The 25,601-nt window shown below is 71.7% G+C and carries 28 protein-coding genes and 1 tRNA gene; 12 read left to right on the top strand and 17 right to left on the bottom strand.

Going from position 1 to position 25,601, the window contains the following annotated elements; genetic code table 11:
• Nucleotides 1–52: 52 nt before the first annotated feature.
• On the bottom strand, nucleotides 53–991 hold the full coding sequence (locus ACZ5XS_RS03070; RefSeq protein ID WP_217239391.1) for an AurF N-oxygenase family protein: 939 nt from the start codon (nucleotides 989–991) through the stop codon (nucleotides 53–55).
• Between the two features lie 153 nt (nucleotides 992–1,144).
• Between ACZ5XS_RS03070 and ACZ5XS_RS03075 the strand changes: the two genes are divergently transcribed.
• Entirely contained in the window at nucleotides 1,145–1,948 is an 804-nt protein-coding gene (locus tag ACZ5XS_RS03075; protein WP_468647433.1) for a hypothetical protein, read from the top strand.
• Between the two features lie 12 nt (nucleotides 1,949–1,960).
• Here the strand turns inward: ACZ5XS_RS03075 and ACZ5XS_RS03080 are convergent, their stop codons facing one another.
• The gene (locus ACZ5XS_RS03080; protein WP_468647434.1) at nucleotides 1,961–2,467 is read right to left on the bottom strand and encodes a DUF3291 domain-containing protein; all 507 of its coding nucleotides are present in this window, start codon (nucleotides 2,465–2,467) and stop codon (nucleotides 1,961–1,963) included.
• A gap of 167 nt (nucleotides 2,468–2,634) precedes the next feature.
• Between ACZ5XS_RS03080 and ACZ5XS_RS03085 the strand changes: the two genes are divergently transcribed.
• Entirely contained in the window at nucleotides 2,635–4,596 is a 1,962-nt protein-coding gene (locus ACZ5XS_RS03085) for a sensor histidine kinase (RefSeq protein WP_468647435.1), read from the top strand.
• Nucleotides 4,597–4,608: 12 nt separating this feature from the next.
• Here the strand turns inward: ACZ5XS_RS03085 and ACZ5XS_RS03090 are convergent, their stop codons facing one another.
• From ACZ5XS_RS03090 to ACZ5XS_RS03115, 6 genes are all read right to left on the bottom strand, one after another.
• Nucleotides 4,609–6,069: a peptidoglycan D,D-transpeptidase FtsI family protein gene (locus ACZ5XS_RS03090; RefSeq protein ID WP_468647518.1), complete on the bottom strand. Its 1,461-nt coding sequence runs from the start codon at nucleotides 6,067–6,069 to the stop codon at nucleotides 4,609–4,611.
• A gap of 8 nt (nucleotides 6,070–6,077) precedes the next feature.
• Complete coding sequence (locus ACZ5XS_RS03095) at nucleotides 6,078–7,439, bottom strand: FtsW/RodA/SpoVE family cell cycle protein (protein ID WP_468647436.1); 1,362 nt, start codon at nucleotides 7,437–7,439, stop codon at nucleotides 6,078–6,080.
• Between the two features lie 43 nt (nucleotides 7,440–7,482).
• Nucleotides 7,483–7,950 carry an SH3 domain-containing protein gene (locus tag ACZ5XS_RS03100; RefSeq protein ID WP_468647437.1) on the bottom strand — a complete coding sequence of 156 codons (468 nt, stop codon included), beginning with the start codon at nucleotides 7,948–7,950 and terminating at the stop codon, nucleotides 7,483–7,485.
• 114 nt (nucleotides 7,951–8,064) lie between these two features.
• Nucleotides 8,065–9,300, bottom strand: a complete 1,236-nt coding sequence (locus tag ACZ5XS_RS03105) for an ATP-binding protein (RefSeq protein ID WP_468647438.1) — start codon at nucleotides 9,298–9,300, stop codon at nucleotides 8,065–8,067.
• Complete coding sequence (locus ACZ5XS_RS03110) at nucleotides 9,297–10,070, bottom strand: hypothetical protein (RefSeq protein WP_468647439.1); 774 nt, start codon at nucleotides 10,068–10,070, stop codon at nucleotides 9,297–9,299. Before ACZ5XS_RS03110 ends, ACZ5XS_RS03105 begins: the two co-directional genes overlap by 4 nt.
• Before the next feature lie 77 nt (nucleotides 10,071–10,147).
• The gene (locus ACZ5XS_RS03115) at nucleotides 10,148–10,654 is read right to left on the bottom strand and encodes a protein-tyrosine phosphatase family protein (protein WP_468647440.1); all 507 of its coding nucleotides are present in this window, start codon (nucleotides 10,652–10,654) and stop codon (nucleotides 10,148–10,150) included.
• A 136-nt stretch (nucleotides 10,655–10,790) separates the two neighbouring features.
• Here ACZ5XS_RS03115 and ACZ5XS_RS03120 point away from each other — a divergent pair, with 136 nt between their 5' ends.
• Complete coding sequence (locus tag ACZ5XS_RS03120) at nucleotides 10,791–11,594, top strand: nuclease-related domain-containing protein (protein ID WP_468647441.1); 804 nt, start codon at nucleotides 10,791–10,793, stop codon at nucleotides 11,592–11,594.
• 62 nt (nucleotides 11,595–11,656) lie between these two features.
• Here ACZ5XS_RS03120 and ligD read toward each other — a convergent pair whose 3' ends face one another.
• The gene (gene ligD, locus ACZ5XS_RS03125) at nucleotides 11,657–12,538 is read right to left on the bottom strand and encodes a non-homologous end-joining DNA ligase (RefSeq protein ID WP_468647442.1); all 882 of its coding nucleotides are present in this window, start codon (nucleotides 12,536–12,538) and stop codon (nucleotides 11,657–11,659) included.
• 81 nt (nucleotides 12,539–12,619) lie between these two features.
• Here ligD and ku point away from each other — a divergent pair, with 81 nt between their 5' ends.
• A complete protein-coding gene (gene ku / locus ACZ5XS_RS03130; RefSeq protein ID WP_468647443.1) occupies nucleotides 12,620–13,651 on the top strand; it encodes a non-homologous end joining protein Ku in 1,032 nt (343 codons plus the stop codon).
• A 63-nt stretch (nucleotides 13,652–13,714) separates the two neighbouring features.
• Here ku and ACZ5XS_RS03135 read toward each other — a convergent pair whose 3' ends face one another.
• Both ACZ5XS_RS03135 and ACZ5XS_RS03140 read right to left on the bottom strand, forming a co-directional pair.
• Nucleotides 13,715–14,215 (bottom strand): peptidylprolyl isomerase, encoded by a 501-nt coding sequence (locus ACZ5XS_RS03135; RefSeq protein ID WP_468647444.1) that lies wholly within the window; start codon nucleotides 14,213–14,215, stop codon nucleotides 13,715–13,717.
• Nucleotides 14,216–14,307: 92 nt separating this feature from the next.
• Entirely contained in the window at nucleotides 14,308–15,606 is a 1,299-nt protein-coding gene (locus tag ACZ5XS_RS03140; RefSeq protein ID WP_468647445.1) for an acyltransferase family protein, read from the bottom strand.
• Nucleotides 15,607–15,669: 63 nt separating this feature from the next.
• On the opposite strand from ACZ5XS_RS03140, the gene ACZ5XS_RS03145 reads away from it, so the two are divergent.
• Nucleotides 15,670–16,074: a DUF6766 family protein gene (locus ACZ5XS_RS03145; RefSeq protein WP_468647446.1), complete on the top strand. Its 405-nt coding sequence runs from the start codon at nucleotides 15,670–15,672 to the stop codon at nucleotides 16,072–16,074.
• Between the two features lie 134 nt (nucleotides 16,075–16,208).
• On the opposite strand, the gene ACZ5XS_RS03150 is transcribed toward ACZ5XS_RS03145, so the two are convergent.
• The 4 genes from ACZ5XS_RS03150 to ACZ5XS_RS03165 form a co-directional block, all read right to left on the bottom strand.
• The gene (locus ACZ5XS_RS03150; protein ID WP_468647447.1) at nucleotides 16,209–16,757 is read right to left on the bottom strand and encodes a phosphatase PAP2 family protein; all 549 of its coding nucleotides are present in this window, start codon (nucleotides 16,755–16,757) and stop codon (nucleotides 16,209–16,211) included.
• 9 nt (nucleotides 16,758–16,766) lie between these two features.
• Entirely contained in the window at nucleotides 16,767–17,816 is a 1,050-nt protein-coding gene (locus ACZ5XS_RS03155; RefSeq protein WP_468647448.1) for a YihY/virulence factor BrkB family protein, read from the bottom strand.
• 46 nt (nucleotides 17,817–17,862) lie between these two features.
• On the bottom strand, nucleotides 17,863–18,537 hold the full coding sequence (locus tag ACZ5XS_RS03160) for a GAF domain-containing protein (RefSeq protein ID WP_468647449.1): 675 nt from the start codon (nucleotides 18,535–18,537) through the stop codon (nucleotides 17,863–17,865).
• A gap of 260 nt (nucleotides 18,538–18,797) precedes the next feature.
• Complete coding sequence (locus ACZ5XS_RS03165; protein ID WP_468647523.1) at nucleotides 18,798–18,959, bottom strand: hypothetical protein; 162 nt, start codon at nucleotides 18,957–18,959, stop codon at nucleotides 18,798–18,800.
• A gap of 266 nt (nucleotides 18,960–19,225) precedes the next feature.
• Between ACZ5XS_RS03165 and ACZ5XS_RS03170 the strand changes: the two genes are divergently transcribed.
• The 4 genes from ACZ5XS_RS03170 to ACZ5XS_RS03185 all read left to right on the top strand — a co-directional run bounded on the left by ACZ5XS_RS03170 (nucleotide 19,226) and on the right by ACZ5XS_RS03185 (nucleotide 21,949).
• Nucleotides 19,226–19,684, top strand: a complete 459-nt coding sequence (locus tag ACZ5XS_RS03170; RefSeq protein ID WP_468647450.1) for a DUF4383 domain-containing protein — start codon at nucleotides 19,226–19,228, stop codon at nucleotides 19,682–19,684.
• 6 nt (nucleotides 19,685–19,690) lie between these two features.
• Nucleotides 19,691–20,161, top strand: a complete 471-nt coding sequence (locus ACZ5XS_RS03175; protein ID WP_468647451.1) for a hypothetical protein — start codon at nucleotides 19,691–19,693, stop codon at nucleotides 20,159–20,161.
• On the top strand, nucleotides 20,158–21,333 hold the full coding sequence (locus tag ACZ5XS_RS03180) for a zinc-dependent alcohol dehydrogenase (protein ID WP_468647452.1): 1,176 nt from the start codon (nucleotides 20,158–20,160) through the stop codon (nucleotides 21,331–21,333). Before ACZ5XS_RS03175 ends, ACZ5XS_RS03180 begins: the two co-directional genes overlap by 4 nt.
• 82 nt (nucleotides 21,334–21,415) lie before the next feature.
• The gene (locus ACZ5XS_RS03185) at nucleotides 21,416–21,949 is read left to right on the top strand and encodes a hypothetical protein (RefSeq protein WP_468647453.1); all 534 of its coding nucleotides are present in this window, start codon (nucleotides 21,416–21,418) and stop codon (nucleotides 21,947–21,949) included.
• Between the two features lie 143 nt (nucleotides 21,950–22,092).
• Here ACZ5XS_RS03185 and ACZ5XS_RS03190 read toward each other — a convergent pair whose 3' ends face one another.
• A complete protein-coding gene (locus ACZ5XS_RS03190; RefSeq protein WP_468647454.1) occupies nucleotides 22,093–22,710 on the bottom strand; it encodes a hypothetical protein in 618 nt (205 codons plus the stop codon).
• A 253-nt stretch (nucleotides 22,711–22,963) separates the two neighbouring features.
• Here ACZ5XS_RS03190 and ACZ5XS_RS03195 point away from each other — a divergent pair, with 253 nt between their 5' ends.
• Complete coding sequence (locus tag ACZ5XS_RS03195) at nucleotides 22,964–23,260, top strand: GYD domain-containing protein (protein WP_468647455.1); 297 nt, start codon at nucleotides 22,964–22,966, stop codon at nucleotides 23,258–23,260.
• Between the two features lie 255 nt (nucleotides 23,261–23,515).
• Here ACZ5XS_RS03195 and ACZ5XS_RS03200 read toward each other — a convergent pair.
• A tRNA-Arg gene (locus ACZ5XS_RS03200) sits at nucleotides 23,516–23,587 on the bottom strand.
• A gap of 155 nt (nucleotides 23,588–23,742) precedes the next feature.
• Here ACZ5XS_RS03200 and ACZ5XS_RS03205 point away from each other — a divergent pair.
• Nucleotides 23,743–24,258, top strand: coding sequence for a response regulator (locus tag ACZ5XS_RS03205; protein WP_468647519.1), 516 nt, complete (start codon nucleotides 23,743–23,745; stop codon nucleotides 24,256–24,258).
• A gap of 261 nt (nucleotides 24,259–24,519) precedes the next feature.
• Nucleotides 24,520–25,590, top strand: a complete 1,071-nt coding sequence (gene nrtL / locus ACZ5XS_RS03210; RefSeq protein WP_468647456.1) for an ArgS-related anticodon-binding protein NrtL — start codon at nucleotides 24,520–24,522, stop codon at nucleotides 25,588–25,590.
• The last annotated feature ends 11 nt before the right edge of the window (nucleotides 25,591–25,601 follow it).

Consider the following 25,601-nt stretch of genomic DNA (forward strand, 5'->3'; position numbering starts at 1 on the left):
TGAACCGGCCGGTACCGGCCGACCTCGACCGGTACCGGTCCTCAGGCCGACGCTAGGCCAGCAGGCCGGAGGACCGCCACAGCCGTCGTCCCACCCCGCGCAGCACCCCGATGTCGTCGAGGAAGTCGGTCAGGCGCTTCGCGCCGGTCTGCATGACTTCCCGCCGGTGCCCGCTCGCCTTCACCTGTGCCAGGGCCTCGTGCCGGTCCAGTCCCACGTTCGTGTAGACCTCGGGGTTCACGAACGCCACCGAGAACACCCGCGCGAACTCGCCGGAGGTGACCCGGGTGAACTCCTGCGACCACCTGGGCGCCGTCACCATCTGGCGCCGCAGCTCCTCGCGGGCGTACCGCACATGGCGGGCCTCCTCGACCACGTGGATCCGGGTCACCCCGCGGATCAGGGTCTGCACCCGCTCGTCCGGGAAGGTCAGCCGCTGCATCCAGTCGAGGACCTCCTCGCCGAGCAGGGTGGCGGTGAAGGAACCCGGGGTGGTGGAGATGGTCTTGAACAGGCGCCCGAGGTGCTGGTGTGCCCGGCTCACCGGGTACCAGGGCGTGTCGCCGTGCGAGATCAGCCGGGCGAACATCCTGGAGTGCCGGCACTCGTCCTCGATCTCGGTGAGGGCGTACCGCACGTGTGCGCTCGTCGCCGCCTTGTCGTAGACGTGCCGCACGAGCAGCTGCATCAGGATGAGCTCGAACCAGATCCCGAGCGAGGCGAGCGCGGCGGCCTCGTGCCGCGAGAGCAGGATCCGCTGCTCCTCGCTCATCCGCTTCCACATCGGGGTGTCGTAGAGCGAGACCAGCTCCGGCGGCCAGAACCACTTGCCCTCCTCGAAGGGCGCGTCCCAGTCGAGCTCCTTGTCCGGGTCGAAGGAGTGCTTCGCGGAGGAGGCGAGCAGCCGCTCGGCCACCTGCTCCCGGTCCTTGAGCAGCCCGAGCGCGTCACGCAGCCCGTCGAGCGCGTCGGCTTCGGTCAGGGTCGTCATGGCTGATCCACCTCGTCGTCGACCTCGTCGTCTGTTACCGGCGGTTCACTCCCGCGCGTCTTATGAGACTGCCTGTCAGCAAGCTCGTCAATCCCCCTCGCGCGACTTGTTGACGCGGCGCCTGTGTCCCCGCGAGTGCAGTAACGTTCTGACGTGTCCACACCCACCCCGCCGCAGAGCCCGTATCCACCGCAGAACCCGTACGGCGGGCCGCCGCCGCAGGGCCCCTACGGCGCCCCGTACCCGCAGCAGCAGCCCTACGGCCATCAGCCTGCCCCGCCCTACGGCGCCCCGTACCCGCAGCAGTCCGGCGGCTGGGTCCCGCCGGCCCCGAAGAAGACCAGGACCGGGCTCGTTCTCGGCATCGTGGGCGGGGTCGTCGCCGTGATCGCGGTGGGCATCGGCGTGCGGGTCGGCGGCGGATACCCGGCGTCCGAGTACGCCCTGACGCTGCCCGGGACGCTGCTGGACGGCCGTTACCGGATGACCGAGGACCTCTCCGACGTCGAGGGTCAGTCGGTCGAGGACGAGATGGACGGCGCCTGGGACGCCAAGGTCGTCGACGCCAAGGTCGGCACCTACGGCGCGGGCGGCGACGAGACCAAAGGCGCCTTGATGGTCTCGGGCATGTACGGCCAGTTCAAGAACCCCGACGGCGACCGCGACAGCATGCTGGAGGGCGCCGCCGAGGCCGAGAGCGCGAGCCTCGCCGCCCCGCCGCGGGACTTCCGTCCGGCCGGCTCGGACATCACCATCTCCTGCCAGGTCGTCACCCAGCAGCGGCTCGGTACGAAGATGACCTACCCGGTCTGCGCCTGGGCGGACGGCAACACGGCGGCCGTCGTCGCGGAGGTGGCCGCGGACACCTACACGCAGGCCCCCTCCGAGATCGACCTGGACGCGGCCGCCGAGACCACCCTCCGGATCCGCTCCGAGATGCGGAAGCCGGTCGACTGACCCGGGCAGGCCCTACACCGAGCACCCCAGACCTTCGGGAACCTCCCCGGCCACCGGCTCCGCCGTCCCCGGCGGGAACGACGTCCGCAGGGTGAAGGCGTACGGCGTCGGGCCGTTCGCCCGCAGGTGCAGCAGACGGGCCTCCGCCTCGGCGATGGTCGGGCGGTGGCCCGTCGGCACCCACCACAGGGTCGTCATCGCCTCAGTCGGGCGCTCGAACCACTCATTGCGCCGGGCGAGCATCTCGCGGTGGTCTCCCTGGTACATGAACGCCGTCAGCGCGTTCGAGTCCCGCCACACCGTCAGGTTGATGATCAGCCAGTCGTCGTCGAAGACACGGAAGTCCGTCGCGTCGCCGCCCTCGCTCTGCAGTCGCCAGACGTAACCGTCGGCGGCCTCGGCGTCCGCGTTGACGGAGTCGAGGGCGTCCACGAAGTCCTTCAACTGCGGTGAGTCCAAAGGGGCCTTGAGTCGGGAGATGTTCACCTGGGCGAGTTCGTGCGGGGCGGCTGTCGTCATGGACCGAACGATAGGTCGGGAGTCCGCGAGCGGCCTAGACCCTGTCTCATCAGATGGGCATTGTCCGTCTTTCACAACCCGGCCACCGCCCGAGTGAGTACCTGTGCACCGTCGGCTTACGCTCCAGAAACCGCCTTCTGACCCGCCCGCCCGTAGCCTCACGGGGCATGACGGGGAACGTATCGACCACCCATCGCCCGAACCGCCCGAGGCCGTCCACCCTGCCGGGCTGGAACTCCATCCGCGGACGCATGGCCATCGTGCTGGCCGTCCCGACCTGCCTGCTGCTCGCCCTCATCGGACTCGGCGCCGCCGGCCGCGCCGCCGACTGGTCCGACGCCCGGGCGACCGAGTCGCACGTCGGCGTCCTGCTGCGCGTGCAGGACCTCGTCCACGAAGTACAGCGCGAACGCGGCCTCACCAGCGGGCTGTTGGGCGGTGCCCAGGAGTACCGCGACGACGTGCGCACACAGCGGGACCGTACTGAGAAGGCCCGCGAGGAACTGCGGACGGTGCTCGACGACGAGCGCGGGGAACTGCCCGGCACCACCGTCGCCGCCCTCGACGCCGCCGAGGGGCCCCTCGCGGCACTCACCTCGACCCGCGCCGACGTCGACGCCGGCGACGCCGGCCGAACCGCCACCCTGACCGCCTACACCAAGGCCGTCACCGCCCTGATCGACGCCGAGTCGGCCGGCGCGCCCGACGGCGACCGCCACATCGCCCAGGGGGTGCAGGCCCTCCAGGCGCTGGCCCGCGCCACCGAGGCCGTCGCCCTCGAACGCGGCTCCCTCAACGGCGTGTTCGCCGCCGGACGCTTCCGCTCCGGCGAGTACCTGGACTTCACCGAGATCCGCGCCGCCCGGCTCGCCGCGCTCGGCCAGTTCCGTGAACTCGCCACCTCCGGGCAGGAGTCCGGCCTCGACGACGCCTTCGCGACCGCCGCCGCCCGCCGGGTCACCGGCTACGAGCAGCAGGCCGAGGGCGGTGCCGACGGCTCCGCCCTCTCGGTCGCGCCCGCCCGCTGGTGGGCCGACATGACCACCCTCGTCGACGATCTGCACGGCGTGCAGAAGCAGACCGGCGACGACGTACGGGGCCGCGCCGAGGACACCGGGGACGCGGCCACGCGGCAGCTCGTCGGCTTCCTCGCCCTCGGCGCACTGATCCTCGCCGTGGCCACCGCGCTGGCCCTCTTCTCGGCCCGCTCCATCACCCGCCCCCTGGGCGCCCTCGCCGACGAGGCGGACGCCGTCGCCGGAGCCGGACTGCCCGCCGCCGTGCGGCGCATCCAGGAGGCCGACCCCGACGCCCCGCTCCCGCCCGAGCCCGGGAAGCCCGAACTCCCGGGCGGCGCACGGGAGATCACCCGCCTGGCCGCCGCCCTGCGCAACGTCGAACGGACCGCAGTCGACCTCGCCGCCGAACAGGCCGTCCTGCGCCGCAACAGCACCGAGTCCCTGACCAGCCTCGGGCGCCGCAACCAGGCGCTGCTCAACCGTCAGCTCGGTCTGATCACCACCCTGGAGAGCCAGGAGCTCGACCCGGAGGCGTTGGCCGAGCTCTTCGAACTCGACCACCTGGCCACCCGCATGCGGCGCAACGCCGAGTCGCTGCTCGTGCTGGCCGGCGCGGAGTCCCCGGGCCGGGTCTGGCGGGGCACGGTCGCCGTCCACGAGGTCGTGCAGTCGGCCGTGGCCGAGGTGGAGCAGTACCAGCGCGTCGCCGTCACCGACGTGCAGCCCTGCCGGGTGCGCGGCCACTGCGTCGCCGAACTCTCCCACCTGCTGGCCGAGCTGGTGGAGAACGCCCTGATGTTCAGCCCGCCCAACCAGCCCGTCGAGGTCTACGGCTGGCGGGACGGCGCCGAGTACTGCCTCGCCGTCGTCGACCGGGGCATCGGCATGACCGCCGCCCGCATGGCCGAGGCCAACGCCGTGCTCTTGGGCCGCGATGCCTTCCTCAAGGCCCCCACCCGCTTCCTCGGCCACCACGTCGTCGGCGCGCTCGCCGCCCGCCTCGGCGCCCACGCCGAACTCCGGCCGACCCAGGGCTCGGGCGTGACGGCGTACGTGGCCCTGCCCAGCGCCCTGGTCCAGGAGGTGTCCACGGCGGCGGCCGCGCGCTGAGCGCGGGAGGCCTCAGCCCCCGCCGCGCCCCGAGTCCAGCACCGCCTTCATCACCGCCCGCGCGATCGGCGCCGCGTCCCCGCCCCCGCTGATCTCCCCCCGGTCCGCCTCCGCGTCCTCCACCACCACCGCGACCGCCACCTTCGCCTCCATGTCACGGTCGTCCTGCGCCCAGGAGACGAACCAGGCGTACGGCGTGCCGGAGTTGCCGATGCCGTGCTGGGCGGTGCCGGTCTTGCCGCCGACGGTGGCGCCGGGGATGGCCGCGTTGGTGCCGGTGCCCTTGGTGACCACCTCCGTCATCAGCTCCTTCAGCAGGGCGGCGGTCGCCGGGGTCATCGCCTGCCGGGCGGGGCGCGGCCCGGCCGTCGTCACCGTGGCGCCGCTCGGCCGGGTGACCCGCTCCACCAGGTACGGCAGCCGCACCTGCCCGTCGTTGGCCACCGCCGCCGAGACCATCGCCATCTGCAGGGGCGTGGCCCGCGTGTTGTACTGCCCGATCGACGACAGCGCCAGCTGCGCCCGGTCCACCGAGGTGTCGAAGGTGCTCTGCGCCACCGAGAAGGGGATCCTGAGCGCCGTGTCGTTGAAGCCGAAGGCCTGCGCGGTGGCCGTCATGTCGCTGACGCCCACCCGCACACCGAGCTTCGCGAACACCGTGTTGCACGACCACTTGAACGCCTCCCGCACCGAGAGGTCCTCGCAGCCGTCCGACTCGTTCGTCAGGCGCGTCGTCGTCCCGGGCAGCCGGTAGGGGGCCGGCGAGTCGGTCCGCGCGTCGACGTCGGTGACCACGCCCGCGTCCAGCGCCGCCGCCGCGGTCACCACCTTGAAGGTGGAGCCCGGCGGATACGTCTGCCGGACCGCCCGGTTCAGCATCGGCTTGTCCGCGTCGCCGTTCAGCCGCGCCCACGACCGGCCCACCGTCGCGTCGTTGCCGGAGAGTGCCGCCGGGTCGTACGACGGCGTCGACACCAGCGCCAGGATCCGCCCGCTCGACGGCTCGATCGCGGCCACCGCACCCTTGCGCCCGCGCAGTCCGGCGTACGCCGCCTGCTGCGCGGCCCGGTCGAGGGTGGTCACGACGTCGCCGCCGGAGGGCTCGGAGCGCGTGAAGTCGTTCCACAGCCGGATGCCCGACAGCATCGGGTCGGTGCCGGACAGGATGCCGTCCTCGGAGTGCTCCAGCAGGGTCGTCCCGTACTCCTGGGAGGCGAACCCGGTGACGGGCGCGTACAACGGCCCGTCCTCGTAGGTCCGTTCGTAGCGGAGCTGTTCGCCGGTGTCGCGGGAGCCGGTCACCGGTACCCCGCCGACGAGGATGTCGCCGCGCGGCTGGCCGTAACGGGCGATGCTGTGACGGCGGTTGGCCGGGTTGTCCTCGTAGGAGAGGGCCTGGAAGACCTGGATGCGGGCGGCGTTGACGAGGAGCGCCACGAGCAGCAGGACGCAGAAGCACGCGGAGCGCCGCATGTAGCGGGTCACGGCCCCACCTGCCCGTCGTACTGGCTGCGGGCCGAGTCGCTCACCCGGATCAGCAGCGCCACGATCGCCCAGTTGGTGACGACCGAGGAGCCGCCCTGGGCGAGGAACGGCATCGCCATGCCGGTCAGCGGGATCAGACCGGTCACCCCGCCCGCGATCACGAACACCTGGAGCGCCACGATCGAGGCGAGGCCGACCGCGAGCAGCCGTCCGAAGGGGTCACGCAGGGCGAGGCCCGCCCGGTAACCGCGCTCCACCAGGAGGGCGTAGAGGAGGAAGAGCGCCGCCAGGCCCGCCAGGCCCAGCTCCTCGCCCGCCGTGGCGAGGATGAAGTCCGACTTGGCGGCGAAGCCGATGAGGACGGAGTGGCCGAGGCCGAGGCCGGTGCCGAGGATGCCGCCGGCGGCGAAGGAGAACAGCGACTGGGCGAGCTGGTTCGGCCCCTGGCCCGCCTCGATCGACGCGAAGGGGTGCAGCCAGTCCTCGACCCTGCTGTGCACGTGCGGCTCCAGCCAGCCCACCGCGACCGCGCCCAGCGCGGCCAGCAGCAGGCCGACGGCGATCCAGCCGGTGCGGCCGGTGGCGACGTACAGCAGGACGACGAACAGGCCGAAGAACAGCAGCGAGGTCCCCAGGTCGCGTTCCAGGATCAGCACGCCCACGCTCAGCAGCCAGACGGCGACGATCGGGCCGAGGACGCGGCCGGTGGGCAGCTGGAGCCGCCACACGCGGCGGCCGGTGTACGCCAGCGCGTTGCGGTTGGCCGCCAGATACGCGGCGAAGAACACCGCGAGCAGTACCTTCGCGAACTCGCCCGGCTGGATGGAGAACCCGGCGACCCGGATCCAGATCCGGGCACCGTTCACCGCGGGGAAGAAGATCGGCAGGATGAGCAGGGCCATCGCGGCGGCCACACAGACGTACGCGTAGCGCGTCAGGACACGGTGGTCGCGCAACAGCAGGACGACCACGATGAACAGGGCGATCCCGAGCGTGGACCACACGAGCTGGGTGGGCGCCGCCCGGTCGCCGGGGGTCTCCAGGTCGAGCCGGTAGATCAGGACCAGGCCGACCCCGTTGAGCAGGACGCCGATCGGCAGCAGCAGCGGGTCGGCGTACGGGGCGCGCAGGCGCACCGCGATGTGCGCGAGCAGCGCGAGCACACCGAGCCCGGCGCCGTACCCCGCGGCGCCGGGCGGGACGGTGCCGTTCTTGGCGAGGCCGACGCCGCAGTAGCCGTACACGGACAGCAGGACGGCGAGGACGATGAGGGCCAGTTCGATGCCACGGCGCCGGGGGAGGCGTACGACGGCAGCGGGGGTCTTCGCCTGTACGACGGTGGTTCCGGCCTTGATCATGTCCGGAACCTACCCAAATGGGGCATCTTGTTCCCGTCCGGCATCAGCACCAACGGGGGGTGGGCCCGATGGTGTCGATGTAGCGGGCCGCGCCCCAGGCCCAGATGCCGTCCGCGATCTGGTACCAGAGGGGGTCGCCCTGGATGTTCTGGCCGCGGGTCTGGCAGAAGATCGAGAGGATCTCGCCCCTCTCCGCGTACCGGATCACCTGGGAGCCGCGGGTCGGCGCGCTGCGCAGGGCGAGCGAGCTCGCGGTGACGACGCCCCGGTGGAAGCGCTGGTTGTCGTGGTGGCCCCAGTCGCCGTTCTGCGTCTGTCCCAGCTCGCTGTTCTGGTTCTGTCCCTGATCGCCGTTCTGGTTCTGCTGCCAGTTGTCGCTCTGGCTCTGTCCCGAGCCGTTGCTCTGTCCCTGACCCCAGTCGTCGTTCGCGAAGGCGGGGGCGGCGGTGGCCGCGGTGGCGAGGAGAGCGCCGACGGTGACGGCTATGGCGCAGCGGGAACGCAGGGTCATGGCGGTACCTCCATGAAGGGGGCGAAGTTGACTAATCGCCACATTAGGAGTGCCGACTCACGCTCGCCCGTCACGCTGGTCCATAGGAGGGCGCCCCGAAGGGGTCCGAGCGCCCTAACCCAACGTCAGCGTGGCCACCGCCCCGCCGTCCGCAGCGTTCGCGAACACCAACCGCGCCCCCAGCACCTCCGCCTGACCCACCGCGATGGTCAGTCCCAGCCCGTGCCCCTTGGAAACCCCCTCCGTACGGAACCGCTGCGGCCCGTGCTCGACCAGGTAGGCCGGAAACCCGTCCCCGTGGTCCCGCACCGTCACCACCGGACCGTCCACCGTCAGCACCACCGGGACCCGCCCGTGCCGGTGCGCGTTCACCACGAGATTCCCGAGCACCCGCTCCAGCCGCCGCCGGTCCGTCTCCACCGCCACGTCCCGAGCGACCACGACCTCCGTGTCCGTCCCCGACGCCCGCACCACCCGCTCGGCCAGCGCTGCCAGCGGCTCCCGGTCCAGCTCCAGCCGCTCCCGGCCGGTGTCGAGGCGGGAGATCTCCAGCAGGTCCTCGGTGAGCGTGCGCAGTGCCGCCACCCGGTCCCGGACCAGCTCGGTCGGCCGGCCCGCCGGCAGCAGTTCGGCCGCCGCGTGCAGCCCGGTCAGCGGTGTGCGCAACTCGTGCGCCACGTCCGCGGTGAACCGCTGTTCGGCGAGCAGCTTGCCCTGCAGGGACGCGGCCATGGAGTCCAGTGCGGCGGAGACCGCGGCGACCTCGTCCTGGGGCCGCGTCGGATCCTTCGTACGGGGGTCGTCGACGCGGGCGTCCAGGTCGCCCGCGGTGATCCGCCGGGCCACCCGCGCGGTGGTGTGCAGCCGCCGGGTCACCCGGGTCACCGCGAACGCGCCCACCAGCAGCGTCGCCCCGATCGCCAGCCCCGACGACCACACGATCGCCCGGTCGAGTCCGTCGATCGTCCGCCGGCCCTGCGAGTAGTCGACCTCCACGGCCAGCGTCCGCCCGCCGTCGACCGGCCCCGCCGCCCACATCGTGGGGCGCCCGCGATGCTCGCCGACCATCGTGCCGCGCTCCCCGGCCGCCGCCAGTTCCCGCAGCGGCCCGGGCAGGTCCGGGGGATCGACGCCGGCCCCCCGGGCCGGCGAGTCTCCGGCCTCGAAGGCCGCCGTCGCCTCCGTCAGCCGGTCCAGGGCGAGGTCCCGGGTCTGGCCGACGGTCTGGTTCGTCACCGACACGTGCACGAGAACGCCGAGCAGGGCGGCCAGCGCGCAGCACATCACGGTGATGAAGGCGGCGGCCTTCGCCGCGAGCGTCCCGGCCCGGCGGGGGAGCGCGAGCCTCATCGGCCACTCGCGGACGAGGAGACGGCAGGCGAGGCGGAGTACAACGATGACGGGGGCGGGGACGAGGACGGGGACGCCGACGGCCGCTTCGAGGCCGAGCCCTTCGTGCCGCCCGTACGCAGCAGCTCGTCGTGGGTCAGCAGCATCACGCGCTGGTCGGGGTCCCAGGTCCACTGGAAGCGGTACTCGTAGCCCGCGATGTCGGACGGCGAACGGATGATCACGGAACGACCGGCCAGCTCCACCCCGGCCACCGCGTCGTCGTTGGACATGACCCGCACCAGCCGGCCCGACGCGAAAGTGTAGACGCGGACGGCCGTCTGGTTGCCGGGCAGCAGCCGGAAGCCCAGCGTCAGGTCGTCGCGGCCGTCGCCGGTGAGGTCGCGGTAGTACGGCTTCAGGACGGGACACCGGCCCTTCGCCGCGCCCTCGTCGCAGTCGGCCATCCGGCGGGTGGTCTCGTAGTACGGCGCCTTGGTGGCCGTGTAGGAGTCCGGGTGCTGGGCGATCTCCGCGCGGACGACGGCCACCGGGTCCAGCTCGTGGATGTCGTCGCCCGGAGCCGTGAGCCCCCGTACGGTCTCGGCCTCGCCGTCGTCGTAGTCCCAGGCGGGGCTGGCCGCAGGGGTCAGATCCGGCCACAGCCGGTCCGGGCTCATCGCGGTCGCCGTGGGTCCGGCGCCCCGCAGCCCGCCCGTGTCACCACAGGCCGCCGCGCTCGACAGCAGCAGGGCGACACCGAGGAGGGTACGGGCGGGTGTCAGGGGCACGCCGTACACCCTATTCTTCGGGAAGTCCGTTTTTGCGCTCCTCTCGGTCGCGCCCGCGCACGGCCGAGAAGAAACGATTATTCGGCCAGCTCCTCAAGGAGCCTGGCCGTCGGCAGCCCGGCTTGCAGGTACTCGACGAAGAGCTCGTTGTGCAGGGCCCAGGGCGAGCGGCGGGACCGGATCAGCCGTATCGCCTCGTCCGCCGAGTGCCCCTGGCGGACCAGGGCGTGCGCGACGACCAGCCCCGAGCGGTTGTAGCCGTGGTAGCAGCGGACGAGGACCGTGCGGCCCGCGGCCAGCGCGTCGCACGCCGCCCGTGCCAGCCGTATCACGCCCGCGAGCTGGGTGCCGTCCAGCGGTCCGTCGGGAATCGGCCACACATGGTGCTCGACCCCCTCGTCGGGCCCGTGCCCCGGCAGCCTCAGCAGCGTCTGCACGACATCGAACTCGTCCCGTACGACGGCGAACCCGACCTGCCCGGACTGCCGCCTGAACTCGTGCCCGCCCATCCACAGCCCCGGCACGACCTCGTTCCACGCATGCTCCGGAGCGGGTACGTCGGCCTGCTTCCCACGCGTCCGCAACGGCGCCTCCCCAAGACCCCACCAACTCACCCATAGGTACCCGGGTCAACTCCCCTTCAAAGGTGACCGGCAAAGACAACCGGCTTCTTGCCCCTGGCGCACCGAGCCTGTTCCCATGGTCGTGGGGTGATGGTGCATGAGCGGACTGCGCGTCGTACCGACCTGGCGCCACGGTCGGGAACGGCTGTACGTCTGCCTCACGGACGGCAGGAACATCGCCTGGTACGACCGTGAGGCATCCCGGGTCAACCTGCTGAGCGAGGACCGCAGACAGGACGTCCTCGACGCCCTCGGACCCTTTCTGACCGGAGCGGTGGAGATCGGCCCGCCCCCGGTGCCGACCCCCGCGGAACTGGCTCGGCTGTCCCTCCACCCGGACGACGACCTGGCGCCCAACCGCCCCGGCGAGGCGCTCCAGATCGCCCTGGACCGGGACCCCGGCCCCGCCCACCGGCTCCGCCCCGACCCCCGCCGCCGCGCCCTCACGGCCGAACAGGCGGTGGGGGAGGCCCTGGACCGGCTCGACGGCGCCGGCTGGCACGCCCTGCACTCGGTCCCGCTGCCCGGCGGCGACCGCGTCCACCACCTGGTGATCGGCCCCGGCGGGCTCTTCGCGGTCCACACGCTGTACGCCCGCAGGCAGCGGGTCACGGTCGCCGACCCCATGGTCGCGCTGGGCCGCCGCGAACCCCGCCCGGTGCTGCGCCGCGTCCGCGCCGACGCCGCCCGCGCCTCCTACGCCCTGACCGCCGAGGTCCACCCGGTGCTGGCCCTTGTCCAACCCGCCGACGTGACGGTCACCGCACCGCTGCGCGAGGCCCGCATCGTCACCGACACGGACGTCGAGGGCCTGGCCCGGCTCGGTGGCGTCCTCAAACCTGCGGACGTGGAGGCGCTGCACGCGATGGCCCGGGACCGGCAGACGTGGGTGCGGGTGTGACCCTTCAGACGCGGGGGGCGGCGACCCCTCGGGCCTCGTGAAGTGATCCGCGGCAGGGTCGCTCAGGGCAGCGATCCCGCCGCGTCCGCGTCGAGGAGCGGGGCCAGCAGATCGCCGTGGTCCCGCACGCGCGGGGCGAGGTCCGGTGCCTCGAACGCCAGCTGCTCGGGCGCCCCGCACTCCTCGACCTCGCCCCACGTCACCGGCGCCGACACCAACGGCCGCGCCCGCGCCCGCAGCGTGTACGGCGTGGCCGTCGTCTTGCGGGCGGCGTTCTGGCTCCAGTCGACGAACACCTTCCCGGGCCGCAGGCTCCGCGTCATGCGGTGGACGACCAGGCGGGGCATCGCCTTCTCCGCCTCGACGGCGAGCCGCTTGGCGTACTCGGTGGCGGCGTCGGAGGAGACCGGGCGCAGGGCGGCCAGCAGATGCAGCCCCTTGGACCCGGCGGTCTTCGCGTACGCCTCGATGCCGTCCGCCGCGAGCCGCTCACGCAGCCACAGGGCGACCTCGCAGCACTCGACGATGCCCGCCGGCGCCCCCGGGTCGAGGTCGAAGACCAGCCGGTCGGCCTCGCCGGGCGCGTCGAGGACCCACTGGTGGGTGTGGAACTCGGTGACCAGGTTCGCCGCCCACACCAGGCTCGCCAGGTCCTGCACCAGCACCATCCGGGCCGGCCCCTCCGACCGGGGCACCACGGCGGTGGTGACCCAGTCGGGCGTACCGGGCGGCACGTTCTTGGCGAAGAACACCTGCCCGTCGGGCCCGTCCGGATAGCGCAGGAAGGACACGGGCCGATCCCGCAGATGGGGCAGCATGACCTCGGCGGTGGTCGCGTAGTAGTGCAGCACCTCGCCCTTGGTGAACCCGGTCGCGGGATACAGCACCTTCTCCAGATTGCTGAGCGCGAGCCTTCGCCCCTCCACCTCTGTGATCGGCGTCATACGATGAGAATCCCAGAGATTTCGTCGTAAGTGTCGTCAATACTGACAAGACCCCGTAAACCGATCGAAAGGGTGCTGCACGTGCGATCCATATGGAACGGCGCCATCTCGTTCGGCCTGGTGAGCATCCCCATCAAGCTGGTGAACGCCACCGAGAGCCACTCGATCTCCTTCCGCCAGATCCACCTGGACGACGGCGGCCGCATCCGCTACCGCAAGGTGTGCGAGCTGGAGGACCGCGAGGTGACCACGTCGGAGATCGGCAAGGGCTACGAGGACGCGGACGGCACGATCATCCCGATCACGGACGACGACCTGGCCCACCTGCCGCTCCCCACGGCCAAGACGATCGAGATCGTGGCGTTCGTCCCCGCCGACCGGATCGACCCGCTCCAGATGGACGCGGCGTACTACCTCGCCGCGGGCGGCGCCCCGGCCGCCAAGCCGTACACCCTGCTGCGCGAGGCCCTCAAGCGCAGCCAGAAGGTCGCCATCGCCAAGTTCGCGCTGCGGGGCCGCGAGCGCCTCGGCATGCTCCGGGTGGTGGGCGACGCCATCGCCCTGCACGGCCTGCTCTGGCCGGACGAGGTCCGCGCCCCCGAGGGCCTGGCCCCCGACACCGACGTCACGGTCAACGACAAGGAACTCGACCTCGCGGACGCCCTGATGGACACCCTCGGCGAGATCGAGCTGGAGGACCTGCACGACGAGTACCGCGAGGCCCTGGAGGAGGTCGTCGCCGCGAAGGCGGCCGGCGAGGCCCCGCCCGAGTCCCCCGAACCGGCCAAGGGCGGCAAGGTCCTCGACCTGATGGCGGCGCTGGAGAACAGCGTGCGGGCGGCGAAGGAGTCCCGGGGCGAGGAGGAGGCCGGCGAGCACGCGGAGGTCACACCGATGCCGGCCCGGAAGTCGGCGCGGGCCACCCCCAAGCAGGCGGGCGGCAAGAAGTCGACGTCCACGGCGAAGAAGACGACGGCCGGGAAGAAGACGACGGCGGCGAAGAGGACGACGGCCAAGTCGGCGCAGGGCACGAAGAAGACCGCGGCGGCCAAGAAGACGCCCGCGAAGAAGACGGCGGCGAAGAAGGCGACGGGCCGCAAGAGGTCCGCGTGACCTGCGTACCGCGTGGGCCGGTGCGCCCCGCAGCCGCAGGTCCCGGCAGACCGTCGGCTCTCGTCAGCCGAGAACCTTGGCGCCCTCGATGAGGACCGTCTGGGTCGGCACGTCGCCGTGTCCGCGGCTGCTGCCGGTGCGGACCCCCTTGATCTGGTCGACGACGTCCTGGCCCTCGGCGACCCGGCCGAAGACGGTGTAGCCCCAGCCGTTCGGGGTCTTCGCCGTGTAGTTGAGGAAGTCGTTGTCCGACACGTTCACGAAGAACTGGGCGGTCGCGGAGTGCGGGTCGCTGGTACGCGCCATCGCGACCGTGTAGGCCGTGTTCTTCAGGCCGTTGTCGGCCTCGTTCGGGACCGGGGCCAGGGTCGGCTTCTGAACCATGTCCGCGGTGAAACCACCGCCCTGGACCATGAAGCCGTCGATGACGCGGTGGAAGATGGTGCCGTCGTAGTGCCCGTTGCGGACGTACGTGAGGAAGTTCTCGACGGTCTTGGGGGCCTCGGCGTCGTGCAGTTCGAGAACGACTCGGCCGAAGTTCGTGGTCAGCTCGACCCTGGACATGGAAATCGTCCCTTTCTGGTGGGGCATGGCCGCAGCATCTTGCCACACGCCCCTGCCACGGCCCGGTGGCCGGGCCGACGGCCGCCCCGGCGTCAGGCGGCTTCCTCCAGGGCGTCGTCCGCCGTCCTGTTCCGCTCAACGCCCGTCCGCCACCCGGAGAGCACCACCAGCGCGAGGCCCAGGCCGAGCCCCGCCGCGGGCCCGGCCGGGAACCGTCCGTCGTGGGCGAACCCCTGCGCGGCGAACCGGCTCAGCACGGCCACGCAGGCGGCGAGCCCGAGCCACAGCGCCCAGGCCGCTCGTGGCCGCCCCTGCGGCCGGACCCGCTCGTACACCGCCCCCAACCCCCGCTCCAGCGGCCGCAGCGCGAACACGACCCCGGCGAGCACGCCCGCCAGAACCAGCAGCCAGGGCAGTCTCATTCCCCACCAGGTGGCGGACGCGAATCCGGGATCGGGCGCGAGACCGGGCAGGTAGAAGACGGCGGCGACGACGAGCACGGGCACCATGTGCCACAGGTACAGGGTCATGCTGACCCCGCTCACCACCCGCACCCGCCGCCACACCCGCTCCCGCGCCAACACCCGCCGCAGCAGCGGCGCGAGCAGCAGACAGGCCCCCGTCTGGGCCACCACCCAGGCGAGCATCGCCGCCGACGGAGGATTGGTGTTGCTCGGGTCCTGCCCGGTCACCAGGATCAGGCTGACGGGAAACGGACCGGGACCGACCAGCAACGCGAAGGCCAGCCCGCCGCCCGCCGCCATCAGTGCCGGGACCGTCGACCGCTCGCCCAGCAGCCCGTCCCGCCAGCAGAACCCCGACTGGTAGGCGACCCCCCACACGAGCACGTAGTTGAGCAGCCCGACGTCGAGAGCACCCGCGCCGACAGCGACCACACCCATCGCGACGGGGACGAGGACCCCCCAGCGCCGATGCGCCGCGTGCAGCAACGGAGTCAGGGCACTGAGGACGAGATACACGGGCAGGAACCAGAACTGCATGGCCAGGGCCCATCCCACGAGTTCGAGGGTGTACGGGTCCACGCCGACGGCCGCCGACACCCCCACGGCGGCCAGCACCAGCCCGCTGTACACCCCGGCCGGCAGCAACAACCGCAGCGCCCGCCGCCCCACCCACTCCGCGGCCGTACCACCCGCACCCCGGTCCCGCTCCCAGGAGCCGCCCGCGGCATGCCCGCCGGCGAGGAAGAACAACGGCATGACCTGGAACCCCAGCGTCAGCCACTGGGTCCAGGGCACCACCGCCAACAACTCCGGCGCCCCGATCGCCCCGTCGTCCCCGCGCACCAGCCCGGTGATCAGCCAGTGCCCGAACACCACCGCCCCGATGGCCCACGCCCGCAGGAAGTCGACATACCGATCTCTGCTCATACGTCGCGATGCTGCCGCAGCACCCGCGCCGCCGAGCCGAAAAGCCCATGCCGCAACCAATCCGTGCCCGGTACGACACCGGTGCGGACGGGAGCCGGGGCACCGGTAGGCGCCGGACCGCCGTCAACCGGCCCGCGCTTTCCGGCCACGGCGCCGCGCACGATCGGCCGGGCGCGGGACCCACAGGCGTGGAAGCCGTTCGAGCGCCGCTCGTTGCTGCCGGAGTCCAAGGAGACGGGCACGTCCGGCACTGAACCCGACCGGGACCAGCAGGTCGGCGAGCACACCGGAGAGAGGCCACCCGAGTGGGCCGCGGACTTCTGGAACCGCACCCTCCAGAACCGGCAGTCGGAGCTGCTGGCCGTCGCCTCGATGGCGGCGCTGTCCATCTACCTGCGGCAGCGCGGCTCACCGGAACCGAAGCCGGTCGGAGCCGCCCACAGCGTCACCGGCGTAGAAGGCGGCTGACGACACCGGCCCGTGCACCTGACGGGACGCCGGCCCGTTTACCTGACGGACGGACACCGGCCCCGTACACCTGACGGACACCGGCCCCGTGCATACACCTGATGGGCTCGGCTGTCCGACGCCGGTCTTCGTCGTCACAGCAGCGCGCGCCGCAGCAGCCGCGGAGCCTGGCAGGCGGCTACGGACGCGGCCAGCCCGATCAAGGCTCCCGCCGCGACGTCGGAGGGATAGTGCGCGCCGGAGTGCACGCGCTCGTACGCCACCAAGGCTGTCGGCACCGCACAAGCCGCGCCCGCCCACGGCCACACCGCTGCCACGGCGGCCGTGAAACCGACGGCCGCCGCCGTGTGCCCGGAGGGGAAGGACGGCGAGTCGGGCCGCTCCCGCACCTCCTCCGGCGAGATCCACTCCTCGGGCGGCCGGCGCCGCCGCCACATGTGCTTGACCGCACCGTTCGACACCGTCTGCGCCACGGCCATGCTCACCACTCCCGTGACCGCGGCCAGGCGCCCCCGCCGGCCACCGGCGGCCGCCATGAGCACGGCGGCACCCCACCACAGCTTGGTGTGCTCGGCGGCCTCCTCCACGGCGGGCAGCAGCCGCCGGGCACCGTCCGACGGCCAGGACGACACCTGCCGTCCCAGCCGGTGATCACCGTCGTGAAGAGACTCGAACAGGTCCATGGCGTGCTCTCATTCCCTCTGGTGTTCCATCCGACGCTGGTCCTCCTCGCTCCACTTGCGGGTGTCCCGGGGCGGTACGTAGGGCTCCGCACCGTCGGGCAGGCCGCCCACGACGGCCCGCTGACGGGTCATCTCCGCGTCGAATTCGAGACCGAGCAGGATCGCGATGTTGCTGATCCACAGCCACACCAGGAACACGATCACACCGGCGAGCGTCCCGTACGTCTTGTTGTACGAGGCGAAGTTCGCCACGTAGAACGCGAAGCCCGCCGACGCGATCATCCACATCACCAGCGCCAGGAAACTGCCCGGGGTGATCCATGAGAAGCCGCGGCCCTTCACGTTCGGTGCCGCCCAGTACAGGATCGCGATCATGATCGTGACCAGCACGACCAGCACCGGCCACTTCGCGATCGACCACGCCGTCAACGCCGTGTCGCCGATCCCCAGCGCCGCGCCGGCCTGGCGGGCCAGACCGCCGGTGAACACCACGATCAACGCGCTGACCACGGCCAGCACCAGCAGCACCACCGTCACGCCCACCCGGACCGGCAGCAGCTTCCACACCGGACGGCCCTCGGGCATGTCGTACACGGCGTTGGCGCTGCGGATGAAGGCCGCGACATATCCGGAGGCCGACCACACGGCCAGCAGGATGCCGACGATCGCCATGACGGAGCCGACACCGCCACGGCCCTGCAACTGCTGCACGGCGTTGCCGATGATGTCCCGGGCGGATCCCGGGGCCAGCCGCTGGAGGTTCTGCAGCACCTGGTCCGTGGCCGACTTCCCGGCGACGCCCAGCAACGACACCAGCACCAGCAGCGCCGGGAACAGCGACAGCACTCCGTAGTACGTCAGCCCCGCGGCCCGATCGGTGAGCTCGTCCTGCTTGAACTCGCCGACCGTCCCCTTGAGCACTGCCCACCAGGACCGTTTCGGCATCTGGGTGGGCTCGTCCGGTGCCCGCCGCTCCACGTCTTCTCCCGGTCCGACCCGCTGTCGTCCCGGCGCCGGCGGTTCACTGGTCAGGTGAGCGGATTTCGATGTCCGTGCCATAGGACCTGGTGTAACCACATCGCGGCGGAAGATTCCCCGGCCTGCCCTACGCGCGGGGCGGACGGTTCAGGACGGCCGTGGTGATCTCGGCCAGTGTCCGTCCGCTGCGAAAGGCCTCCGCGCGCATCCGGGCGAGCGCGTCGGCGATGCTGATGTCGAGGCGCGCTGCCACGATCCCGATGGCCTGGTGCGTCGATGAGCAGTGGGACCGGATGACGTCCGCCGGTTCCCAGACCGGGGGTGCGCTGCCGGTCAGCAGCTCGGTGAGCGTCGAGAGCAGGCCCTCGACCACGGCGTCGGCGACGTGCCGGCACTCCCGTACCGTGCGGTCGTCCAGGCCGCCCCCGTCGTGCCGCAGCAGATCCATGGAGCCGAGCGTCTCGTCGCCCAGCGACAGCGGGAAGGCGTAGACGGCTCCGACGTCCGGGAGCCGTTCGTTCATGCCCGCGCTGAAGAAGGGCCAGCGGCCGAGGTCTTGGCGCAGGTCCTCCACCAGGACCGGTGTGCCCTCCGCCGCAGCGGTGATACAGGGGCCTTCCGCCGCGGTGAACTGGACTTCCTCCAGGCACAGAGCCGTCGCGTCGGAGGCGCACAGCAGTTGCCGTGAGGGCGTGTCCGTCAGCAGCGACAAGGTCGCCCCGTCCATGGACAGGGCCTCACACACCGTCACCGTCCGGCACAGCGCCCGCGGCACTTCGGAGAAAGGGCTGGAACGGGTCACGTCCAGCACCGTCTGAGCAGCCGTCGACCGCCGTGCCCCCATCGCCGTCCTTCCTGACATCGCCCACTGGTGACCGTCTCGGGTGCCCCATATGTCAGGATCCATGGCCGGTCAGGGGCCGGTCAGGGGCCGGTCGGGCCGGGGACGCAGGCAGGTGCGCGGGGAAAGCACTCGTCAGGGCGGTGCCAGGCGCCTGGGGAGCGGCCCGCGTGGCCCCTGCTGTCGCAGGGACCACATGGCCGATCCCCGGACGAACGCGATCAGTGGGATCCGTCGCGGCCCATCGCCTGGCGCACGGCGTCGCGGGTGCGGTCCATCGGGTCGCAGTGATCGGGGTCGATGGGAGTGACGTCCAGCTCGCGCCAGTTCCTGATCTGCCGGTCCAGCGGGATACCGCGTTGTTCCAGTGGATTGAAGGTCACCTGTGCCTCCAGGGCAGTCGATGGTGAGTACGCAGGTCCCCCTCGGCGTGGAGATCACTCGCCGGAGAAAGGGGGAGGAGGTGAGCGTCGGCCACGTTCGACGGGATGGCATCCGGACCGCGGCTCCCGCGCCGGACCGGCCCCGCCGCAGTCACTCGACCAGCGGCACGATTCCGGCGTGGTTGCACCTCACCGCCGGGGTACTCGCCGCGTATCGGCGCTCATCGGCGCTCATCGGTGCGCACCAAGAGAAGGGCGGAGCCGCGATGACCACGCACCCACGTACCCCGGGCAGAGCCCGTACCCCCGTCCAGCAGGCGGCACTGCTGGTCGGAGCGGTGTTCCTGCTGGTGGGAATCCTGGGATTCATTCCGGGGATCACCACGAACTACGACGACATGGAGTTCGCCTCGCACGACTCCGGGGCCGAACTCCTCGGCATCTTCCAGATATCCATCCTGCACAACCTCGTCCACCTCGCGTTCGGCGTCGCAGGCATCGCGATGGCCCGCACCGCCGCCACGGCCCGCACCTACCTGCTGGCCGGCGGTGCCGTCTATCTCGTGCTGTGGCTGTACGGCCTGTTCGTCGGCCACGACAGCAGCGCCAACTTCGTGCCGCTGAACACGGCCGACGATTGGCTGCACTTCGTCCTCGGCATCGGCATGATCGCGCTGGGCGCGCTGCTCACCCGTCGTCGTACTCCCGCTTCCTCCCTGAGGTGACCGCCCGTGACCGTGACGAAAACACTGTGGGCGGCCGCGGCCGGCCTCACCGCCGGGGCCGTGGTCGCCCTACAGCGCTCCGGCGCGCGTCCGGCCGGCCCGGCCGCCGGGAACCGCTGGCTGACGGTGACGATCAACCGTGCGCCCGGCGACCTCCAGCCCGACAAGCTGCCGTCACCGCTGCAGGAGTACGGCGACCGCATCGAGACGCGCATCCGGCCCGCACCCGGTGACCGGGGCACGGAAGTGGCCGTACGCCTCACGGCAGCGTTACCGGACACCGCGCACTCCGTACCCGCGCGGTTCGCCGGTCAGGATCCACGCCAGGACCTGCGCCGCGCCCTGCACGAGGCGAAGTCACTGCTGGAGACCGGCGAAATTCTTCAACCCGACGCGCCGCCCAGCACGCACGAGACCCCCGGCGGCAAGCTCGTCGGGTTGCTGACCAGGCGCGCGGGCGGGGAGGGAGTGCTGTGAGGGCCCTGTGCTGGGAAGGCGTCAACAAACTCGGCGTCGAGGACGTGCCCGATCCGGTCCTGCGCAACGACCAGGACGTGATCGTACGACTGATCGCGGGCACCACCTGTGGCTCGGACCTGCACCTCATCGGCGGCTACATCCCCTTCATGCGGTCCGGGGACGTCATCGGGCACGAGTTCCTCGGCGAGGTCGTCGAGGTGGGCTCCGGTGTCCGCAAGCACAAGGTGGGCGACCGGGTGGTGGTCTGCTCGTTCGTCGGCTGCGGCCGCTGCTGGTACTGCGCCAACGACCTGTGGTCGCTGTGCGACAACACCAACACCAACCCCGGCATCGGACAGGCCCTCTTCGGTACCGAGACCGGCGCCGTGTTCGGCTACTCGCACGCCATGGGCGGGCTGCGCGGCAGCCACGCCGAGTACGTACGCGTGCCCTTCGCCGACTACGGAGCCTTCCCCGTCCCGGAGGGCGTCGACGACACGAGCGCCCTGTTCGCGTCGGACTCGGCGCCCACCGGATGGATGGGGGCCGACCTGGCGGGCGTGAAACCGGGTGACGTCGTCGCCGTGTGGGGCTGCGGGGCCGTCGGTCAGATGGCGGCGCGCGCCGCGATCCTGCTCGGCGCGGAACGCGTGATCTCCATCGACCGGATCCCCGAACGGCTGGAGATGACCGAGCGGCACATCGGCAGCGAGGTCATCGACTACACGGCCACCGACGTCGGGGCGGAACTGCGCGAACGCACCGGCGGCCGGGGCCCGGACGTGTGCATCGAAGCGGTCGGCATGGAGGCGCACAGCGACAGCCCGGTGCACCTGTACGACCAGGCCAAGCAGCAGCTGCGGCTCCAGACCGACCGCCCCACCGCCGTCCGCCAGGCCATCCACGCCTGCCGCAAGGCCGGCACGGTCTTCGTCCTCGGCGTCTTCGCCGGCGCCGTCGACAAGTTCCCCCTGGGCGCGGTGATCAACAAGGGCCTGACCGTACGCGGCGCCCAGATGCACGGCCAGCGCTACATCCCGATGCTGCTGGAGCGCATGGCCGCCGGGGAGCTCAGCACGTCCCACCTGGCGACCCACACCGTGTCCCTCGACGAGGCACCACGGGCCTACGACCTGTTCAAGCACAAGACCGACGGCTGCGTCCGCGCGGTCATCCGGCCGGGCGTCTGAGCAGGGGCATGCGAGTGGGGGCCCAGGCGCGGCCCGGCTCGTACGGCCGGGTGGAGACGCGGGTACGGGGTACCCGCCAGGCATGATCAAGCGGGCACTGTGGCAGGGGCTGATCGCCGGTACCGCCGGAGGCGTCGTGATGACCCTCGGCGAGAAGATCGAGCAGACCGTCACCGGACGTCCCGACTCCCACGTGCCCGCGCGGGTCCTTCAGCGCCTGACCGGACTGCCGGAACGTCCCGGCACGCAGCCGCTGCCGGTCAACTGGGCCATGCACCACGGCCAGGCCGCCCTTCTCGGCGTGCTCCGCTCGGTCATGGCCCACACCGGACTGCGCGGACCACTCGCCTCCGCCAAGTTCACCGTCGTGCGTCTGACCAACGACCAGATCCTCGAGAACGCGACCGGCGTCGGCGCCCCGCCCTCCACCTGGCCCCGCGGGGAAGTCGTCGTGGACGTCCTGCACAAGGCCGTCTACGCCTTCACCACCGGGGTCGTCGCCGACGCGCTGGCCGCCCGCAGCGGCCCCGGCCCCGGCCAACGCCACGCCTCCGTTCACCCCGGCCACCACGCCGACGCGGGCCCCGTTCCCCGCACGGACGCCTACGGCCGATGAACCGGCGCCCCGCACAGACGGACGAGCCGACCCCCTCGGCTGCTACCCCGCGGCAAATGCGATGGTGGCGCCAAGCCCCATCTAGCCGAAGATCGGTCTTGTCGGCGTTCGGCAGCGCCAGCCGCGTCGTGACCCGGTGGTCCTCACTCCGGGCCGCGCGCCACGGTCGTCGTGACCCGCGTGAGGGAGGGCGTGCGCGGCACCGAGCCGAACCCGAAGCGCACGGGCGGTTCGACGGGCGCCAGCACGCCGAGATCACGGCCCTCGAAGACCGCCGACAGCGCGGTGACCGGCCGCAGGTCACGAGCCCCGTACCACTCGCGTCGGCCCCCGCCGGCACTGCCACGGGTCCGTACACCGGCCAACAGCACCCGGGCCGGCCGGTCCACCAGCGCACTCCATACCGGCCGGCGGGCGAGCACGCCGGGAACCGCACACAACAGGAACCCCAGCAGTCCCCGGCGGCCGGTGGAGAAGCACAGATCAAGGGATCCCGCGGTGACGGTCCAGGTGCCGTCGGCGACGCTCACACCGACCGGGGCGACGCGTACGGCGTCGAAGACGTAGGTGCCACGGATGAAGTCCGCCGTCTCCTGTGTGGGGGCCAGCAGCAGCCGTTCCCCGTCGGCCCGCTCCAGCATCACATCGCTGAACGCTCCGAACGGTGACCGCGACCAGTGCCCGAGCACGATGCGCGTACCACCGGAGGTGCCCACGCCGGCGATCCAGCCGTCGAAGCGCACTCTCGGACGGGTCGTCATACGTGACTTGCTCCTCCGGACTAGTGCACCAAGGGCTCGCCGAGGGGGATGGTGAAGCCCGCCCGCTGCACCGGCCGGCGTCTCCTCGGCCACGTCGACTGCGGCGCCGGACAGCGGCGACGGCTCACACATGGCGAGTCCCCTCACCGGAGTCAACTCACTCGTCCGGCCTGCCTGTAAATGCGCATTTCGCGTGATGGTGCTCAGCATTGATCGACGATGTGTTGTGTCTTCTTCATAGGGGTGAAAGACCATGCCGACGTATGTCTCGTTGCTGAACTGGACCGATCAGGGGGTCCGGGGTTACAAGGACACCCCGCAGCGCGCCGAGGCCTTCGCGGCTGCGGCACAGAAGCTGGGGGTGAAGGTCCTGAACCTCTACTGGACCGTCGGTCCGTACGACATCGTGGCCGTCGTAGAGGCGCCCGACGATGAGACCGCCACTGCGGTGCTCCTCCAGGTCGCCGGGTTGGGCAACGTCCGTTCCACCACCCTGCGGGCCTTCGGGCGGGAGGAGATGGACCGCATCGTCGCCAAAGCCACTGGCTGAGGCCTTTCAGATCGAAGACCCGTCTCACGAGTACGAGTGACCCGCGAGGGCGGGACGCTCCGAAGCCCCTGGATTCGTCCGGGGGCCTTCGTTTTTTGTTAGGTCTGACCAGGGCGGATGGCCCAAGATCCTGTCCACGAATAGTCCACAGACCCCGTCATAGGGCCGCTCAGGACTGCATACGGCTGCACTTACGCGAAGACCCCGGCCCCAGCGTTTCCGCTGGTGACGGGGTCTTGGGCACCGTATGAAGGGTGCCCCCGGCAGGATTCGAACCTGCGCACACGGCTCCGGAGGCCGTTGCTCTATCCCCTGAGCTACGGGGGCGTGTCGGCTGCGGTGTTCGCTGCGACGGGTAGAACCCTACCAGCTCTGTCGGGGTGTTCATGAACGGTTTTGCGGGGTCACGGGAGGTCGGGCAGGGGCTTGCGGGGTGGTCCGGTCGTTGCGGGGAGGGGCAGGGTCGCCCGCACGGGGTGGAAGTGGGGAAAACCCGGACGCGGTGGCCGGTCCCGACCTACTCTCGAGTTGTGCCAGGCGCGTCGGGCCGGGTGCTTGTTGTGGACGACAACAAGGTCATCCGGCAGCTGATCAGGGTCAATCTCGAGCTGGAGGGCCTCGAGGTCGTGACCGCGGCCGATGGTGCCGAGTGTCTGGATGTCGTTCATCAGGTGCGCCCTGATCTGGTCACCCTTGATGTCGTCATGCCCCGGTTGGACGGGCTCCGGACGGCCGCGCGGCTGCGGGACGACCCGCGCACCAGCGATCTCCCCCTCGCCATCATCAGCGCCTGTACGCAGTACGAGGTCGAGGCCGGGCTGGACGTCGGCATTGACGCGTTCCTCGCCAAGCCCTTCGAGCCTGCCGAACTCGTGCGGATCGTCCGGCATTTGGTCGAGCGGAAGCAGAGCGGGCAGTCAGGGGGAGCTGACGGGATGGCGCTCGGAAGTGTCCTCGGCGGCGGAGAGGCCGAGCGGGCCGGCCGAAGCGGCGGCTGAGCTCACCTCCCCGACCTCACCTCCCCGACTGACTTACCCGCCCACGCCCACCCCCGCGACCTCTCCCGGCCACGCCCGCGACCTCTCCCGCCCACCCCCGCGACCTCTCCCGGCCACGCCCGCGACCTCTCCCGCCCACCCCCGCGACCTCTCCCGGCCACGCCCGCCCCCGGCGCCACACCCGACCCCACCCCGTCCACATCCCGGACCCCGCACAAATCGACTCGCCTACCCACCCCCCTCCTCCCCTACGCTTGTCCCGTGACCCCCGTCGAGCTCTCTCGTACCGTGCTGTGCGCGGTGCGTCGTGCTGTCGATGAGGGGGAGCTGAGCGTGACCGTGCCGGGGCGGGCCGTGGTGAGTGTGCCCGGTCCCGGTGGTTGCGGGGACTACGCCACCAACATCGCTCTTCAGCTCGCCCGCCCGGCAGGGCAGCCGCCGCGGCGCGTCGCCGAGATCCTCCGGTCGTATCTGCTCGCCCGCGATACGGCCGAGGTCGCCGACGTCGTCGTCACCGGGCCCGGGTTTCTCAACATCAGTCTGCGGAGCACGTCGTCCGTCGCGCTCGTCGAGGAGATCTTCCGGCGCGGGCAGAGGTACGGACACGCCGACGGGCCGGCCGGAGACGTCGTTCAGCTGTACGCCCCGCATGAGGTCCGTGCCGTCGTGGTCATGGATGCCGTCGCCCGGCTGCTGCGCTCCCAGGGGGCGCTCGTGCGCACCGGCTGCGAGGCCCGTCCCGAGGCTGCCTGGGTGGAGATCCTCGGTGTGCGGGTCGACGCTCATGGCAGGCCCCGTACGGGGGGCAGGCCCGCCGGGCCTGCCCCGCTCGACGCCGACGTACGCCCCCTGCCCGCCCCCGCGGACCCCCTCCCCCTCGGCCGGGACGCCGCCCGCTGGGCCCTGCTGCACCCCGCCGCACACGACCGGCCCCGCATCGGCGACGGCCATCTCGTCCAGCGGGAGAGCAACCCCCTCTTCCGTGTCCGTTACGCCCACGCCCGCATCCGGGCCCTGAGCCGTAACGCCGCCGACCTGGGCTTCACCCGCGAGCCCGGCCCTCTCCCCGAGGCGCCCGCACTCGTCACCGTCCTGAGCGACCACTCCCGCGTCCTGGCGCACGCCGCAGCGGACCGTGCCCCGGACCGCCTGGCCCGGCACCTCGTCGCCGTCGCCGACGCCGTGCTCCCTTTCCTTCCCGTCGTCCTGCCGCACGGCGCGGAGAAACCCTCGGCCGCCCACCGTGCCCGGCTCGCACTTGCCGAAGCCGCCGGGACGGTGCTGGCCGGCGGCCTGTCCCTGCTCGGTATCGACGCACCCGATCACCTCTGAGGAAGCACCGA

The sequence above is a fragment of the Streptomyces sp. NPDC033131 genome (assembly GCF_055578365.1).